The organism is Maridesulfovibrio sp. (genome assembly GCF_963678865.1).
In the GTDB taxonomy this organism is placed as follows: Bacteria; Desulfobacterota; Desulfovibrionia; order Desulfovibrionales; family Desulfovibrionaceae; genus Maridesulfovibrio.
This window is the reverse complement of record NZ_OY787459.1, coordinates 392,353-408,529: the sequence shown is the minus strand read 5'-3', so window position 1 is coordinate 408,529 and position 16,177 is coordinate 392,353. Positions and strand designations below refer to the sequence as shown.

The following is a 16,177-nucleotide window of genomic DNA, read 5'->3' as shown; positions in this document are numbered from 1 at the left end:
TAATCCCCGGAGGCGAAACATGATGACCAAAGCGCTAAGCGTATTATCTACATCATCCGCATACAGGAGGGAGTATGCTTCTCAATGAACACTTAAGTAAAATACTGCTCAAAGAGGCCGGACTGCCTGTGCCCACCGGGGTAAAAATCTCAGAAAAAGACCTTCCCGGTCTGGAACCATATTTCCCCCTGCCGTGGATCCTGAAAGCACAGGTTCCGGTAGGCGGACGCGGTAAGGCCGGGGGTATCCAGAAGGTAGATTCTCAGGACGATTATGAAAAAACAGCCCGCCAGATTCTGGGAATGGAGATCAAAGGCAACAAAGTTCCCTTTCTGCGGGCAGAACCTGCTGTGGACATCCGCAAAGAATTTTATCTTTCCCTGACCCTATCCCGCCAGCGCCGTAAAGTTATCATGACCGTGGGCCGGGAAGGCGGGGTGGAAATTGAAAACATGGGCCCGGAAAACCTGCTTATTCAGGAAATTAGCCTGCCCGGCGGATTGCAACCCAACCAGATTCGCGCTGCATTCTTCCATATCGGAATTGCCAAAGAACTTTTCTTGGATTTCAGCAACATAGTAAAGAACCTCTACAACACCATGATTGATTACGGCCTGCTGCTGACTGAGATCAATCCCTTGGCCCTGACCGGATACGGCAAGCTGCTTGCTCTTGATGGCAAAATTGAAATGGATGACAACATAGTCGACCTTAATCCGGCTTTTGAAAAATTCTACCAACCGGAGCACTCTACCCCGGTAGAAAACATAGCCCGTGACGCCGGAATGAGCTTTGTTTCCCTCAAAGGATGGGTAGGTCTTATTGCCAACGGGGCTGGCCTGGCTATGGCTTCCATGGACGCGCTCAACTTCTCCGACCTCCCGGCGGCAAACTTTCTGGATCTGGGAGGTGCAGCTGACCAGAAACGCATTGAAACCGCCTTGAGGCTGCTCTTTGATGATGATCAGGTAAAAGCAATCCTGATCAACCTTTTCGGCGGAATCCTTTCCTGCGAACTGGTTGCCAATGCTCTAGTAGCAGCACTGGGCGGAAAGGAACCGGAAAAGCCCATCGTAGTACGTATGTCCGGTAACAGTGCCGAAGAGGGGCTTGAAGCACTCAAGCAGGTTAAAGGCGACAAGCTGCACCGGGCCAGAAATATGCAGGAAGCTCTTGACCTGCTGACCGGACTCAAACCTGCTGACTCCCCGAAAATAGAATTTCCCGAGCCTATCGCAGCCATGCCTGATTCCCGTCCCAAGGACATCGGTTACAAATCGCCGTACAATTTCGGAATCAACAAAGACACTCCCATCCTCGTGCAGGGTATCACTGGAGCTGAAGGTCGTTTGCATACGAAACTTATGCTTGAATACGGCTCCAACATCGTGGCCGGGGTAACCCCATTCAAAGGCGGACAGGAAGTTCTCGGAGTTCCGGTATACAACTCCATCAAAGAAGCGCAGCGGCATCATAAAATCGGGGCCAGCATCATTTTCGTACCGCCCAAGCTGGCTACAGATGCCATCCTTGAAGCTGCTTCCTGCGAAATTCCATGGGTAGTCTGCATCACTGAAGGCATTGTTCAGTCAGCCATGCTCAATGTGCTGGAGCAGGTCAAAGGCGGTAAATCACGCATCGTCGGCCCCAACACACCCGGCATGATTGTACCCGGACAGACCAAAATAGGCATTTTACCAACAACCCCGTTCTCCCCCGGTCCGGTGGCGGTACTTTCCCGTTCCGGGACACTCACCTACGAAGTCGCTGACCGCCTCAATCAGGTTGGCATCGGCCAGTCGCTGTCCATCGGCATAGGCGGTGATTCATACATCGGGACCACCTTTGCGGATGTTTTCGAAATGCTGCGCAATCACGATGAGACCAAGGCGGTCATGGTCCTTGGTGAGATCGGCGGAACCGCTGAACAGGATCTTGCGGATTACGTAATTGAAACAGGATTTGACAAACCCGTACTTTCCTTTATTGCTGGTCAGACCGCACCTCCGGGCAAACGTCTGGGCCACGCAGGTGCAATCCTTCAAGAAGGAACCGGGGTACAGGGCAAGCTGGAAAAAATGCGTGCAGCAGGATTCACAGTATGTCCCAGCCTTGAATCAATACCGCAGCTGACAGCAGACGCACTTGGAATCAAGTTAAGTGAATAAAAACATATGCTTTTTCAATAGCAACAAAGCCTGGGGCGGCGGGGAGAAGTGGAACCACCACTTTTCCCTGCTCCTCCGGGATCAGGGTTACAACGTTTTCGTGGTAACCAACCATAAATCCGAACTGAAATCCCGCCTTGAAAACGAACCGGGCATCACACTGCACAGCGAACCCATCGGCAATCTTTCCTTTCTTAATCCAGCTTTAATGGGTCGCTTGAAGACTTTTTTCAAAGACAACAACATCCAGACCCTGATCACCGCACTGCCCTCCGATCTCAAAAGCGGAGGCATCGCCGCCAAACGCGCAGGGGTTAACCGGATAGTTTACCGTCGCGGGATTGCCGTTCCGGTAAAAAATTCTTTCCTGAACCGCTACATCTATAAAAATGTTGTTGATCGCTTGATCGTCAATTCCCTTGAAACTAAACGGACCGTTTTAGCCAACAACGTATCCCTTATTGATGAAAGCAAAATCCGCCAGATCTACAACGGTTTTGATGTAGCCGAATTCGATAAACAGAATTTTTCTACTCTCTATACACCACAAAATGGTGAAGTAGTAATCGGAAATGCGGCCCGCTTGACTGCCCAAAAAGGCCAAAAACATCTCATTGAGTCCGCAAAACTGCTTAAAGAAAAGGACTTGAATTTCAAAATTCTCATTGCCGGAAAAGGTGAAATGGAACAGGAACTGAAAGATTACGCCACAGAACTGGACGTAAACGACAAGGTTTCCTTCCTCGGTTTCATCGAAAACATGAAAAGTTTTCACGCTTCGCAGGATATTTTCTGCTTACCTTCATTATGGGAAGGATTCGGTTATGCTCTTGTAGAAGCTATGACTTTGCAAAAACCCGTGGTAGGATTTAATATCAGCTCCAATCCAGAAGTTGTTGCTGATGGCGAGACTGGAATTTTAGTTCCGGTAGAAAATAGTGAGGAATTGGCAGCAGCTCTGGAAAAGATGATTATTGATGGCGAGTTACGCAAGAAAATGGGAGCTGCAGGGCGTGTGCGGGTGTTGGAGAATTTTAATACGCCGTTGGTTTTGAAGAAGTTGATTGAAGTTATCGAAGAATAACGGCTTTACTTCTGAATATGTCAATTTTATTCTATATAGATAATTCTTGCCTCTGATACTAAAGAATCTGCTCATACTGCCGCAATAATTATTAATCAGGAGTAAAAAATGACTAACCTTAAAGAAGATCTATTTGCAAATGCAAAACAATGGGGCGCAGATCTGGTTAGAGTTGCAGACTCAACCCGTATGGCAGGAATGGAAACCAGACCCGAGAATCTGCTGAACAATTTCCCCCGGGCAATTTCAATTGCAGTTCAGCTAGCGGACGGAATTATTGATACCATCGTAGACACCCCTACCGAAATTTATTCCCAGCACTACCAACGCGTTAACGCCCTTCTTGATCATATCGCCTGCCGGGTAAGCAGCTTTATCCAAAATAACGGAGGTAAAGCCCTGCCCCTTCCAGCCAGTCAGATTCTCTGTGAAGAACGGTTTGTATCCTATATTTCCCACAAGGCTGTAGCAATCAATGCCGGATTAGGCTGGCAAGGCAAATCTTTGTTGCTGGTTACCCCGCAATACGGACCAAGAGTTCGTCTTGTAACAATACTTACAGACTTGGATATTCCTGCCGACGAACCGATCAGAAACCGTTGCGGCAAATGTACAAAATGCACCGACGCCTGCCCTTCAGGAGCCATAAAAAACGTCAATACCGACCTTTATTATGCTTCACGCAATGAAGCTGTAGATTTGACTGCATGTGTGGATCATTTGAACAAAGTCTCGGGATACGGGAATTTGTCGTCGTATATTTGCGGGGTTTGTGTTGCCAGTTGTCCATGGGGAAAGAAAAAACGGCAGCCCCAAAAGCTAGCTTTAATATTTTGCTGGTTTTGGGGAAGTAGGTTGAGGGTGTGGAGAAGGATAATTAATCTAAGCAGTCATCAATAAGAGATTTAATGGATTCAACCTGTTGTAACCTTCCTAATTTTAGATAAATAGTTTGCGATTTCTTAAAGTTATCCACAGCTTCGATAACTCTATCCTGATCCAGATAAAGATACCCCAAGTTTTTATATTGCATCGCAATGCCTTCTTCTCGTCCTATTTCTTGATTAATTTTCAAGGAACTCATGTAGAACTGTTCTGCCTTAACAAATTCATTCAATTTCTTTTTAAGAGTTCCAAAATTTCCATACTGAATTGCAATTCCAACCTTATCGCCAAGTTCTTTATATAAATCCAATGCCTTATTATATAAATATTCAGCAGCTGGTAAATCACCTTGATCTAAACAAATAACTCCAAGATTTGCATATTGAATACTCATACCTTCTTTGTATCCTGTTTTACAATCTAAATCTAATGCAAGCTGACAGTATTCTTTAGCTTGATCATAAATTCCATTTTCATAAAAAATAAGTCCTAAATTTCCATATTGAGTAGCAAGCCCAACAACGTCTCCTAACTCACTATTAATATTTAATGCTTTGTCGTAATTATTTTTTGCTAATTCAAAATTACCCTGAGCCAAATATAAGTTACCTATATTAGTATATGATACTGCCACACCTTCTTTATTATTTAATTTTAAATCAATTTTCATAGCCTTATTATACAACGCAAGAGCTTTATCATAAAAACCTTGAATTTTATACAACACACCCAAATTAGAGTAAGAGGCAGCAACTCCCTTAAGTCTATTTAATTTCTTATCTATTGCTAAAGCCTTTAAATAGTAGTTTCTTGCTGCATTAAAATCACCCTGTAAACTTTTAACATTCGCTATATTATTATAACCACATGCCAACTCATGGGACTTATTTTTTATATCAATTTTCAATGACTTTTTAAAATAACTTACCGCAGTATTATAATCGCCTTCAAGCTTATAAATAATTCCTAAATTACCAAATGCAGCTGACACAAACTTATCGTAAGCACCATACTGCTCACGCCTTCGTAAAACTTCATAAAGCGAAGCTTTAGCATCCCCGAACAATCCAAGATGCTTTTGGGCGAGAGCCATACCGATCCACCCTTCTACTGTATTGGGATCAAGTTTAACCGCCTTCTCGTATGCTTTAAAGGCCTCGCGATAATTACTCAAAAAAGATAACGCTGCTAAATTACGATAAGCGTTCGCAGCTTCTACATTAACAACTTCAGCGCACTTTTCCTTATCTTCCCCAACTTGCCGATAAAGAGCCTTCGCTAACTCAGTATTCCCTTTCTTCAATTGTTCTTCAGCTTGCTTTGCCAATTGTGCAGTATCATCTTGCTTCTCAAGTTCACGCAAACCTTCAACAGCATCTTTAAGCCCTTTCTTTAACGTACTGATCTCTTCATCTTTCGCTTGCGATCCACTTCTATAATTATCTAATAATTCTCTTACAGTCTCATCTGTTTGAGCTTCTTTGGCTATCTCATTCTGTCGTTGCATAGCCCGATATGTCAGAAACGCGATGATCAATCCTCCAACAGCACAAAAAGCCATCACGCCATTCCATACACCAGCAGGAACAGTTGCAACCTGATCAAGAAAACTTAGAGTTTTGTTCATTGCTAAAACCTTCGACTAAAATTTAACTAAGCAAAAAGAACTTACATAATCAGAACAATCACAGTCAATAACCATATTTTTTAACAATGTTAGTTCAATCGTGTTATCCAAACAAAAAACGGCAGCCCCACAAAGGAACTGCCGTTAAAAAAAACATAATCCAAAAACTCAAACAGCCCTACTGATCAAACTCCTCAATAAAACGCTTGATCTCCTGACGGGCCCGTTCAACATAGCCGGGGAATACCGCCTTGCAGGTATCGGTCATCTCCATGGACCAGTCAGTGTAGTTCTCAGGCTCCATGCCCAGAATACGCATTGCAGGACGCTTGCCGACTGCTCCGGCCATATTCAGGGAATCAACAAGATCAATGTCGTGCAGTGACAAACGTTGTTTCTCGTTGTCGATAATATCTTTTTCTTCAAGATAATATACGGTGCCGCCATCCTTCCCGCCATGAACGATGTCCAGCACCAGAAGTCCGTCATAGCCTTCCAGAATATGAAAAATATCATGAGTGAATGTGCCGCCGTCCACCAGATGGACGAACTCGGGCCATTCTTCTTTCTTCAACTCTTCTACAGCATGCACCCCGACGCCCTCATCGCCAAGGAGGATGTTTCCAATCCCAAGTACCAACAGTTTCTTCATTTTATATCCTTTTTGGGATGCCTCCGGCGGCTGGGGAAGGGGAGAGAAAAACTTTGGGCGTTAGCAAAGTTTTCTCTCCCCTTCCCCAGACCCCATCCCCTCTCTTTCAAAGACGTTTTAGTTATGCTTTGCGAATAGCTTTCTATGAAGGTCTTCGAAAACAAAGACGGCGAAGCCTTACTGAAAGGTTTTGGGAGAGTCCAAAGAACCCTTTTGCAAAAGGGTTCTTTGGACCTCGGAGAGCCGTCGGAGACTATAAAGGGAAACTCCCGGACACAGGGACCCTGCGACCGGGAGTTTATATTCAGTGAAACGTCGTTACGTTAGCAGCCTTCGCCTACGTGAACAACATGCTCTTCACCGGTCTCTGCGTGCAGCACGTGCACGGCACAACCCAGTCACGGGTCAAAGGATCTGATGATCCTTGAGACGTCAACAGGGTTTTTCGGATCGGGAACCGGAGTACCCACGAGGGCTTCCTCGATGGTACCGCGATGACCTTTGTCATCACGAGGGGTGCTGTTCCAGAGGGTCGCGGGGATCATCTGGTAATTGGCAGTCTTCTGGTCCTTGATGTTGATGTAGTGCAGCAGGGAGCCACGGGGTGCTTCGGTAAGACCGAGACCTTCTGCAGACTGCGGAATTTCAGACTTGACGTAGGTTTCTTCGCCGGGTTTGACTTCCTTGAGCCATGCATCCTGAATTGCGTTTGCAACCATGTAGGCTTCTTCTGCGCGTGCAACGTGGCGGCCCATGAGGGAGAATGCCATATCTTCGCCCAGATCGCGGAACATCTTGGCTTCGATGCCGAAGAGATCCTTGAGCTGTTTTTTACCCATGGGGCTGAGCTCGGGGTTATGAACCCACATACGTGCAAGGGGACCGACTTCAACAGCGTGGCCGTTGTAGCGGGAAGCCTTACAGAAGCTGTAAGCGTCCTTCTTATGTACATCCGGGATGGTTTTACCTTCGCTGGGATGCAGATCGGAACACTCGTCGGTGTACCATGCGTACTTGGTGTATTCCTTGATGAGCTTCTGGTCAAAGCCTGCATCTTTGCCGTCGATGTATACACCGGGCTTGAGCAGGAATTCGGACTCAGCATCATCCATGGGGAATACGCCGTAAGCCATAGCATTTTTATAACCGCCACCGATCTTGAACAGATCTTTGTAGACGGAACCGATAAGGTAAACAGTGGGGACGTAGGTTTCAGCAATGAACTTCTGGACCTGCTTGAAACGGCTTGCGTATTCAGCGAGCTTTTCCTGGGTCGGAATTTCAGTTGCACCACCAACGACCTGACCTGAGATGTGAGGCATTTTACCACCGAAGAGAGCTACCATTTCGTGGCAGATACGGCGGATTTCAAGAGCCTTAACGTACTGGTCTACAGCTACCTTGTTGGTTTTTTCATCAAGACGCAGGTCAGGATGTTCGAAGCGGGGAACAAAGGGAGCTTTGCCGGGACCGCGTACGAAGTCCAGAGCTGCAAGATGATAGAAATGCAGAATATGAGACTGCAGGTAGTTAGCGCCGAAGATGAGGTTTTTGGTTACACGACCGTTGGTGGTCAGCTTTACGCCAAAAGCGTCATCAAGAGCACGGGTGGAAGCAGTGGAATGAGCAGTTGGACAAACACCGCACAGACGCTGGGTCAGCTGGGCTGCATCACGGGGATCACGTCCGACAAGGATGTTCTCGAAACCGCGATACATGCCGCCGGAGAGCCATGCATCCACTACTTTACCGTCTTTAACTACGACCTCAGCCTTGAGGTGACCTTCGATTCGGGTAACCGGATCAATGGCAATCTTAAGTTTCCCGTCCTTGGCGGCGGGAGCATGAGATGAAGACATAAGGATTAATACTCCTTTTCCGGTTAACCGGCTTCGTAGAAGGGAGACATTTCATCCGGGAATCCCGGTTCTACACAGCCAAGACATACTGAGTTTTCAACACACCAGTTAACGCCGCCGTTCCACTTGCGTTTGAAGCAGTCGGAGTTGGCGTTTGGACCTTTACAGCCAAGCTCGTAACGGCATTTAACGGGGTCAGTGAATACTTCAGCATATTCGTCGTTGTCGAACTGCTCAAGAAATGGGCAGTTGTCATGAATGTTTTTACCGAAGAAAGGTGTAGGACGACCGTTGTCATCAAGAATCTTGACAACTTCAGCCAGACCGCCCTGCAGCCCTTTTTCCTCAATAGCATTGATAGCGACAACGAGGGTTCCGACCATCCAGTCTGGATGGGGGGGGCAACCCGGAATGTTAACTACGGGAGTCTTCACACCGTTTTCTGCAAGGAAATTGGTTACAGACATGGAGCCGGTAACATTTCCCTCAGCAGCGGGAATACCGCCATATGCAGAGCAAGTACCAACGTTTACAACCACAGCAGCATTTTTGGCCATCTCGAGAGTGGCCTCACTCATGGTGTATTCTTTATGGTTGGCGTCTGCACCAACGATACAGAAATGACCGTTCTCAGCTGTGGGAACGGCACCTTCAACAATAACAATGTACTTACCCTTGTTGGCTTCAGCCTGATCCATCATGTATCCCCAGGCTTCGTGGCCTTCGGAACCCATGATAGTCGGATGATAATCAAGGTTAATCACATCAAGAAGAACCTCTGCAATAGAGGGATGCACTGAGTTAAGTATGGAAACCGAACAACCGGTGCAGCCCTGTCCCTGCAGCCAGAAAACATTCGGTACAAACTTTTTCAGCGCATGCACAACACTGGGGTTGAACATCTGGGAAATCCCAAATCCAGCCACAGTTCCTGTGCACATTTTCACGAAATCTCGCCTGGTCAAACTCATCCCTACCTCCTTGGTGGTTGCCGGCGTAGTAAGGCACTGTCCTTACTAAATAAAAAAAACCGCCACGGCGACGATATTTTTGAAAACAAATACACACTCCAGCTTTTTTCGTCAACAATATCTGATATAAAACTGGCATATGCATAGATAGTACCTATACAACTCATAGATCGTTCTTTTTTTAACAATGTTGTATGTTGAATCCTGTCTAGATTTATGGTTATGCTCAGCAGGAGTACAAAAAATGTGTGTTTTTAAAGATTCACATGAAAAAATTAAGGATTTATAATGGCTAAAAAGAAAAGTCGTATTGGACAAATTTTCCTGCTGATCATTCTTGTCGCTGTAATCGGGACCGGGGCCTATCTACTTTACAAGGACACAACCTCTCCTCAGGCAACCTTGAAACCGGGCAATGGTTATACAACCTATGATACTCCTATCAATGTGAATATCAGCGACACCCAGTCCGGCCTTAAAGCAGTCAAAATAGTTCTTTCGCAGGGTGACAAGAAAATTACTCTCACCGAAAAAAATCTTCCCAAGGGAAGCTTTGACTACAATGAAGACATTCTAATTAAGAAAAAACAAATCAAGGAAGGACCTTTTGAACTGGCAGTATGGGCTGTAGATACTTCTCTTGCCGGATTCGGCAGCGGCAATGCGGTTATTGCCCGCGGTAACTACACACTTGATACAATTGCCCCGAAAATCACTGTTCAATCCACCACCCATAACTTTAATCAGGGTGGCTGCGGTCTGCTCATTTATAATGTCAGTGAAACCCCGGTTAAAACCGGAGTACAGGTGAACGAAGATTTTTTCCCCGGTCACAAACAACCGAACGGGACTTACGCATGCCTCTTCGCCATGCCGTACTACACTGAGAAAAAAGACTTTAACCCTGTGCTGATTGCAGAAGATGCCGCAGGAAATATCCGCAAAGGTTCATTCTGGTACCATGCCAACGGCAAAACCTACCGGCATGACCGGATTAACATCTCAGACCGTTTCCTGAACACAAAAATGCCTCAGTTTGAGGGAGATTATCCCGGCCTGCCCAGTCAGGTGGAACTTTTCCTCAAGGTCAACCGTGATCTGCGAAAGAAAAACCGTGCTGAGTTGCACCGGGTAGCAAAAGAAACTTCATCTACCTTTCTTTTTGAAGGTAAATTCATGAGGTTGCCCAATGCCGCTCCCCGTGCCGGATTCGGTGACAAACGCAGCTATTACTATGGTGGAAAAGTCATTGACAACCAGACCCACTTGGGAATTGACCTCGCAAGTACCCGGCAGGCTCCCATTCCTGCGGCGAACAATGGTCGCGTTGTACTTGCGGAATCAGATTTCGGCATCTACGGCAACGCGGTGATCATTGATCACGGTCTTGGCCTGCAGACCCTCTACTCTCACCTGAGTGTAATTGAAGTGGAGCCCGGAGACATGGTCGCCAAGGGCCAGATTATCGGTAAGACCGGAGCAACGGGCATGGCTGGTGGCGACCACCTGCATTACGGTGTCATCTGTGCCGGTATTCCGGTTAATCCTGTCGAATGGTGGGACGCTCACTGGATCAAAAACAACATTACCAGCAAACTGAATTAGAATTACTCTCTAAAAATATAAAGTCCCGGACAATCTCTGTCCGGGACTTTTTTTTACTGCTGAGAAAACATCATCTACGACATTCCTATCTTTTTCTCTCCTACCTTCGGCACTTCCACAAAAATCCGTCTTTTTTATTATGTGAGCCAGATCTTTTCAGTTGCGTGATTTATTGAGTTCCTTAACTCCGCATAAAATAAATCCTGCCAGTATCGCTGTAATCGGCGCCACCAGAACAAGCCCTACACTTCCGACCAATGTGCGAAAAATTTCCGCTGCCACCAGCTTAAAATTAAGCATACGCGTAAAAGACGTAGCTTTGGCCATAAAAACCATCAGCATAGTCAGATAACCTCCGGAATAGGCCAGCAGAAGAGTCGTTGTCATGGTCCCGGTAACCATACGTCCTACGTTGAATCCGGACTTGATCAGCTCATTGCGGGTGATGTCCGGCTTCTTAGCCAAGACCTCGTTCATGGAAGCGGCAACATCCATGGCAATATCCATAGCCGCCCCGGAAGCCCCGAGTATTACAGAAGCATAAAAGATATCCAGCAGATCCAGTGTATAGTAACCCGAAAAAACCAGCATGCTTGCAAACGGCGCGGTCATGCCCGCCAGCTTAAGTTTTTCGCCAAAAAACAAGGTAAGACTCAACGCCAGCAAAAGACCGCAGAGAGTCCCCATGGTAGCCACTACAGTAACCCTCGACAATCCGGCTACACAGGTAATGATCACCACTGTAAGCAATGTAAGGGTAACCACAGTCAAAAGAATTGGATTGCCGCCGCCAAGCAGTCCGGGGATGAAAAATTTCCAGATAATATAAAAGCTGGTGATAAAACTGAACAGCGCCTTTAAGCCTATTAATCGGGCATAAATCAACAGGATAATGATAAACAATCCGAACAGGCTAAGCTCCCAGCCCTGACGGAACTGGTGAACGGCGCGTGCTTGCGTCGGTTTACCGTCAACAATGCGTACCGCCATGAGAATAGTATCTCCGGGATGAAACAGCTCATCCATTTCCGGCTGACCGGTCAACTGATTAACTCCGGTTACGGTCTGCCCTTTGACTTCCCCGTCCTGTAATATCGCAGTTACATGTTGTCCGCCTATACGGGCAGTACCCATTTCGACAAGAGCATCATTATTTACCGCAGTAACGGTTGCCCGCAATTCGTGCAGACCGGTTTTTATATCCGTCCCGGGATCTTCATATTTCAACAGGCCGACAAGCCCGACAATCATCAGGATAAAAAAAACAGGGGATGCGAACTTTTTCATTACTACCTCATATTACACAGAGTCTGGAAAGAGCTGAAAACAAGGATCAAAAAAAGGCTGGAACGATGCGTATATAATCACACGTAAGTTTCAGCCTTTTGCAGTGCATCCAAGCGTAAGATAATTCATGTCCGCAGACTCACGGCCATTTATTTTACGCTGCAGGAGATACCTATATAAGCAATCAGAGGTCCCCACGGGCGTGGGGACCTTAAATCGTCAACTAATTCGATACAACTATTTGTTGTACGGAATTTTCGCGTATTTTTCCTGGGGGCCGTAAGTCTTACCCAACAGAGCCTTGGAATCGGTATGTTTGATGTCAGAAAGTTTAACTTCCATCACTTCTGCCATCCGGTTGGGGATATCAGTGTTATCAATGAAGCCGTTAAATCTTTCAGACCCTACTCCGATGGCGGTTGCAGGAATAAATGTCCCGGTGTGTACAAAGGAAGTCCATGAAATCCTTGCTCGCTGGGAAATCAGATCGGTAACAGCTACCATGGTCGGAGTATAAGAATATCCGTAACTCACTTTTTTGTCTTTGGGCAGGTTCTGGTTCTTATCCTGAACATCCATGGCGTTTACGAGAATCTTATCTTCGGCAGCAGTACGGTCAGTCAGGCCCCACTCTTTTTCAACATAAGCGATGAAAGCGGCATGACGTTTTTTCAGGTCTGACTCTTTAGCTGCCAGTTTGTTATAATATTGATTCAGATTGTCTTCTGCGGAAACACGAACCTTTTCCAGAGCCTTAAGATTGAGAAAGTAACCCTTGGAATCCATGGAAATCCCAAGTCCTACACCACCTGTTTCATGGTCGGCCGCGGTAACGATCAGAGTTTCTTCAGGATGCTTTTTATAAAAATCATATGCAACTTTCACAGCTTCATCCATTGCGATAGTATCAAGAATGGTGGAAGCAGGATCGTGAGCATGGGCTGCATGGTCAATACGTCCACCCTCAACCATCAGGAAGAAAGGTTTCTCTTGAGCGGCAAGGGATTCCACTGCTTTCCCAGTCAGTTCGCACAGAGAAGGCAGCTTATTTTCAGTCAGCTTACTGTTACGGCGCTCCACTTCGTAAGGCAAATGGCTGTAAGTCAGAGCAGCAAAAACTTTCTCCCCTTTTTTAGGCTTGTAAGAACGAAAAGCATCGCGGCTGGAATCACCAACGAAAGTTTTATAACCTTGGTCGGCGAACATTTTAACAACATCCACATCATCCATACGCTTTGACTTCAGACCCTGTGCGTTGTTCTTGGCTACAAAATAACGATAACCGCCGCCCGCAAAGAAATCAAAGCCGGAATCAGCCTGATCTACCGCAATTTCATTAGCAGCATTACGGTCAGGATTGTGTGCGGAAAAAGAAGCCGGTGTTGCATGAGTCAAACGGGTAGAAGTAACAATACCGACTGCGTATCCGTTTTCTTTTGCAGCTTCAGCAATAGACTTGATATCACTTCCATCAGGCAGTTTACCAAGGTAACCGTTAGTGGTTTTGTAACCACAGGACAAAGCAGTTCCGCCTGCTGCCGAGTCAGTGATCAGGGTGTTATCTGAGTAAGTGGTTACCAGTGCAGATTGGGGAAAAGTATTCATGATCAGCTTGGCGTCGGCATCATTCTTTTCCATTTTGTTGTAAAGCTCTGCAGCCATACGCTGTGAAGGTCCTAGACCGTCACCAATAAAATAGAAAACATACTTGGGAGCTGCAGCAAAAGCTGTAGCCGCTACCATTGCCAGGCAGATAGCCAAAACCAATGGACGAACAATTCTTCTAACCATTTTCACATTCCTTACCGTTTTAAGTTACGCTATTCACCGGTAACAACCGGGAATAACAGCTGTAATGTTCACTTTACAACCTGTGCGTCATTACACGACACCACAGACACAAAGTTCACAATGCAACATTGAGCATGTGTAATTATGAACTTCCGACAGATCAGTCCGCATCAAAGTGATCCACCAATTCCCAGAAAGGGAATAGTCCAAAACCCATGTCAACAACACGTCATTTCACGCTGTTAGCATGAAATTACAGCCACATTAGAATGAATGTCCACATTGTCAATAGACATCTAATTGAAAAATAACGAGAAGCAGTCGTAACACGATTGTAACAATCTGAAATTTTGTCTTTTTTAAAAAATGAAAATAAGTTCATTTTTTTAAAAATATTTCCTTAATAACGCATTTAATGACTAAAAAAGAAAAATATGTGTATTTTCGAAAAGATAAAATTTCTATATCCATAATCCATTTCATATTTGAAATGGATTATTTCATAAATGAATATCTAATTCAGAACTTCACCCAATGTTATGGCCAAACATGCCACAGCAGTGGCAAAGAAATCATGAGCGCAGAGTTTCACACATACACATACTCAAGACTCGCCCCTGTATTTCAACATAGCAGCAACCTTAAATCGAGAGGTACACAGGACGGAAAATCGATTATTTTTCCTACCTAATTACAAACAGAATCACGACACAGAGCCTCATCTTCCTGAATTATTGGGATTACAGCGTGATGGCCCATATTTTGTATTATTTCATACGACGAGGGGATAAAATTTCCGCACATAAAAGGGAAGGTGGAAAATGTGGAAATCAATCATCATTACAACAGCCCTGCTGTTCTTCGGTACTAACAATGTCTTTGCTGCTGATTTCGGATATGTTGAAGACGCAAAACCAAAAGAAACTCAAACAGTTTTGAGTATGGAAGAGAATCTTTCTTTAACTGATTTTATAACAGGTCTGAATATTACGGATGAGATGAGCACAAATCTTATTTTCGGTCTGGACGATAACCCTGCATTCACCAATGACGGACCGGACGCACCGCCCAGTACAATTGGTATCGGACTGGGATTCAGCTTCAGTTTTTAGCGTTTTTAAATAATACCGAGTTCTTTACAATTCTCCAGAAAATAGATTCTGCGGTTGCTTTCCGACCTCCTCCGTAGGCCTGACCATTGGTCAAAATGACAAAGTAATACCCCTTGTACCTAAAAGCGGCGGCTGTATATATGCCTGCGAAATTACCGTTATGCCCTACAGCAGCATACTTGTACATCACTCCCAGACCGTATGAAACACCATCATAAGTTACAGGTAAAAAATCCATCTGTTCCGATAAAAGACTGCTCCCTATGCCAAACCCGTTCAGATATGCCTTTATCCAATTTAATAAATCCTGCGCTGTCGACACCCCGTTTCCGGAACACCATGCCCATGAAGGATTAATTTTCAAACTCAGATCAATAATCTTACCGGTCTGGAAATTATAATCATACCCATGTGCATACGGTTCAGAAATATTGGCACTCCTAACAGGGAAAGTTGTCGATTTTAAATTCAAAGGATCGAGTATCCTTTGATAGACTTGATTTTCAAAACTATCTCCGGTCACCTCCTCTATCAGCAACCCCAGAAGGATATAGTTAGAGTTGTTATATTCAAATTTCCATCCTTCCTTGCATCGCTTCTTTTCCCCGAATTTAAGGAGATGTTCAGGTTTCCAATGCGTCCACGGCCTTTCCCTAAACAAACGCAAAAACGCCTTATCCATTGTAAAATTGCCCAGACAACTCCTCATCTGCAACAGATTCCGAACTGTGACATGCTCATCCTCAGAGAGGATATCAGGCAAAATATCATGAACTTCGGTATCAAGTCCGATTTTGCCCTCTTGTACAAGCATAAGTACAATAGAAGCCACAAATGTCTTTGTAACACTGCCTATCCGAAATCTAAGATTATCACTCATGGGTCTGCGGCCTTTGACCCGGCGCACCCCGGCCCGGTAGGTCCGGACCTGTCCCTGAGGATTTTCCACCATCATCACTGCACCGGGAATTTTCAGTTCCCGGATCGATTCCTGCAAAATCCGGTTGAGATCATTATCACCTGATGCAACTGAGCAAATAAAAATAGTAAGAATAAAAACAATTACAAAAACAACCGTAAACACATGTCGTAACCAGCCTATAATCAAAGCTTCTTTATATATTTTATGGTTACTT

12 protein-coding genes are annotated in these 16,177 nt (G+C 45.3%); 5 read left to right on the top strand and 7 right to left on the bottom strand.

Going from position 1 to position 16,177, the window contains the following annotated elements:
- Window positions 1–74 precede the first annotated feature (74 nt).
- From sucD to ACKU41_RS01700, 3 genes are all read left to right on the top strand, one after another.
- The gene (sucD, locus tag ACKU41_RS01710) at window positions 75–2,168 is read left to right on the top strand and encodes a succinate--CoA ligase subunit alpha (RefSeq protein ID WP_321403697.1); all 2,094 of its coding nucleotides are present in this window, start codon (window positions 75–77) and stop codon (window positions 2,166–2,168) included.
- Window positions 2,161–3,252, top strand: coding sequence for a glycosyltransferase family 4 protein (locus ACKU41_RS01705; protein ID WP_321403695.1), 1,092 nt, complete (start codon window positions 2,161–2,163; stop codon window positions 3,250–3,252). The genes sucD and ACKU41_RS01705 overlap by 8 nt, the downstream gene beginning before the upstream one ends.
- A 108-nt stretch (window positions 3,253–3,360) precedes the next feature.
- On the top strand, window positions 3,361–4,152 hold the full coding sequence (locus tag ACKU41_RS01700) for a 4Fe-4S double cluster binding domain-containing protein (RefSeq protein ID WP_321403692.1): 792 nt from the start codon (window positions 3,361–3,363) through the stop codon (window positions 4,150–4,152).
- On the opposite strand, the gene ACKU41_RS01695 is transcribed toward ACKU41_RS01700, so the two are convergent.
- From ACKU41_RS01695 to hysB, 4 genes are all read right to left on the bottom strand, one after another.
- Window positions 4,130–5,764, bottom strand: coding sequence for a tetratricopeptide repeat protein (locus ACKU41_RS01695; RefSeq protein WP_319781113.1), 1,635 nt, complete (start codon window positions 5,762–5,764; stop codon window positions 4,130–4,132). The genes ACKU41_RS01700 and ACKU41_RS01695 overlap by 23 nt on opposite strands.
- Before the next feature lie 178 nt (window positions 5,765–5,942).
- A complete protein-coding gene (gene hysD / locus ACKU41_RS01690; protein WP_319781114.1) occupies window positions 5,943–6,416 on the bottom strand; it encodes a NiFeSe hydrogenase maturation protease in 474 nt (157 codons plus the stop codon).
- A gap of 323 nt (window positions 6,417–6,739) precedes the next feature.
- Window positions 6,740–8,275 (bottom strand): NiFeSe hydrogenase large subunit HysA, encoded by a 1,536-nt coding sequence (gene hysA / locus ACKU41_RS01685; RefSeq protein ID WP_407944414.1) that lies wholly within the window; start codon window positions 8,273–8,275, stop codon window positions 6,740–6,742.
- A 23-nt stretch (window positions 8,276–8,298) separates the two neighbouring features.
- Window positions 8,299–9,246 (bottom strand): NiFeSe hydrogenase small subunit, encoded by a 948-nt coding sequence (gene hysB, locus ACKU41_RS01680; protein ID WP_319781117.1) that lies wholly within the window; start codon window positions 9,244–9,246, stop codon window positions 8,299–8,301.
- A 288-nt stretch (window positions 9,247–9,534) separates the two neighbouring features.
- On the opposite strand from hysB, the gene ACKU41_RS01675 reads away from it, so the two are divergent.
- A complete protein-coding gene (locus ACKU41_RS01675; protein WP_319781118.1) occupies window positions 9,535–10,851 on the top strand; it encodes a M23 family metallopeptidase in 1,317 nt (438 codons plus the stop codon).
- 156 nt (window positions 10,852–11,007) lie between these two features.
- On the opposite strand, the gene ACKU41_RS01670 is transcribed toward ACKU41_RS01675, so the two are convergent.
- Complete coding sequence (locus tag ACKU41_RS01670) at window positions 11,008–12,138, bottom strand: YibE/F family protein (protein WP_321403682.1); 1,131 nt, start codon at window positions 12,136–12,138, stop codon at window positions 11,008–11,010.
- 237 nt (window positions 12,139–12,375) lie between these two features.
- Window positions 12,376–13,929 (bottom strand): alkaline phosphatase, encoded by a 1,554-nt coding sequence (locus ACKU41_RS01665; RefSeq protein WP_319781121.1) that lies wholly within the window; start codon window positions 13,927–13,929, stop codon window positions 12,376–12,378.
- An 821-nt stretch (window positions 13,930–14,750) separates the two neighbouring features.
- Between ACKU41_RS01665 and ACKU41_RS01660 the strand changes: the two genes are divergently transcribed.
- On the top strand, window positions 14,751–15,041 hold the full coding sequence (locus ACKU41_RS01660) for a hypothetical protein (RefSeq protein WP_321403680.1): 291 nt from the start codon (window positions 14,751–14,753) through the stop codon (window positions 15,039–15,041).
- On the opposite strand, the gene ACKU41_RS01655 is transcribed toward ACKU41_RS01660, so the two are convergent.
- On the bottom strand, window positions 15,031–16,125 hold the full coding sequence (locus tag ACKU41_RS01655; protein ID WP_321405240.1) for a serine hydrolase domain-containing protein: 1,095 nt from the start codon (window positions 16,123–16,125) through the stop codon (window positions 15,031–15,033). The two genes, ACKU41_RS01660 and ACKU41_RS01655, sit on opposite strands and share 11 nt — an antisense overlap.
- Window positions 16,126–16,177 lie beyond the last annotated feature (52 nt).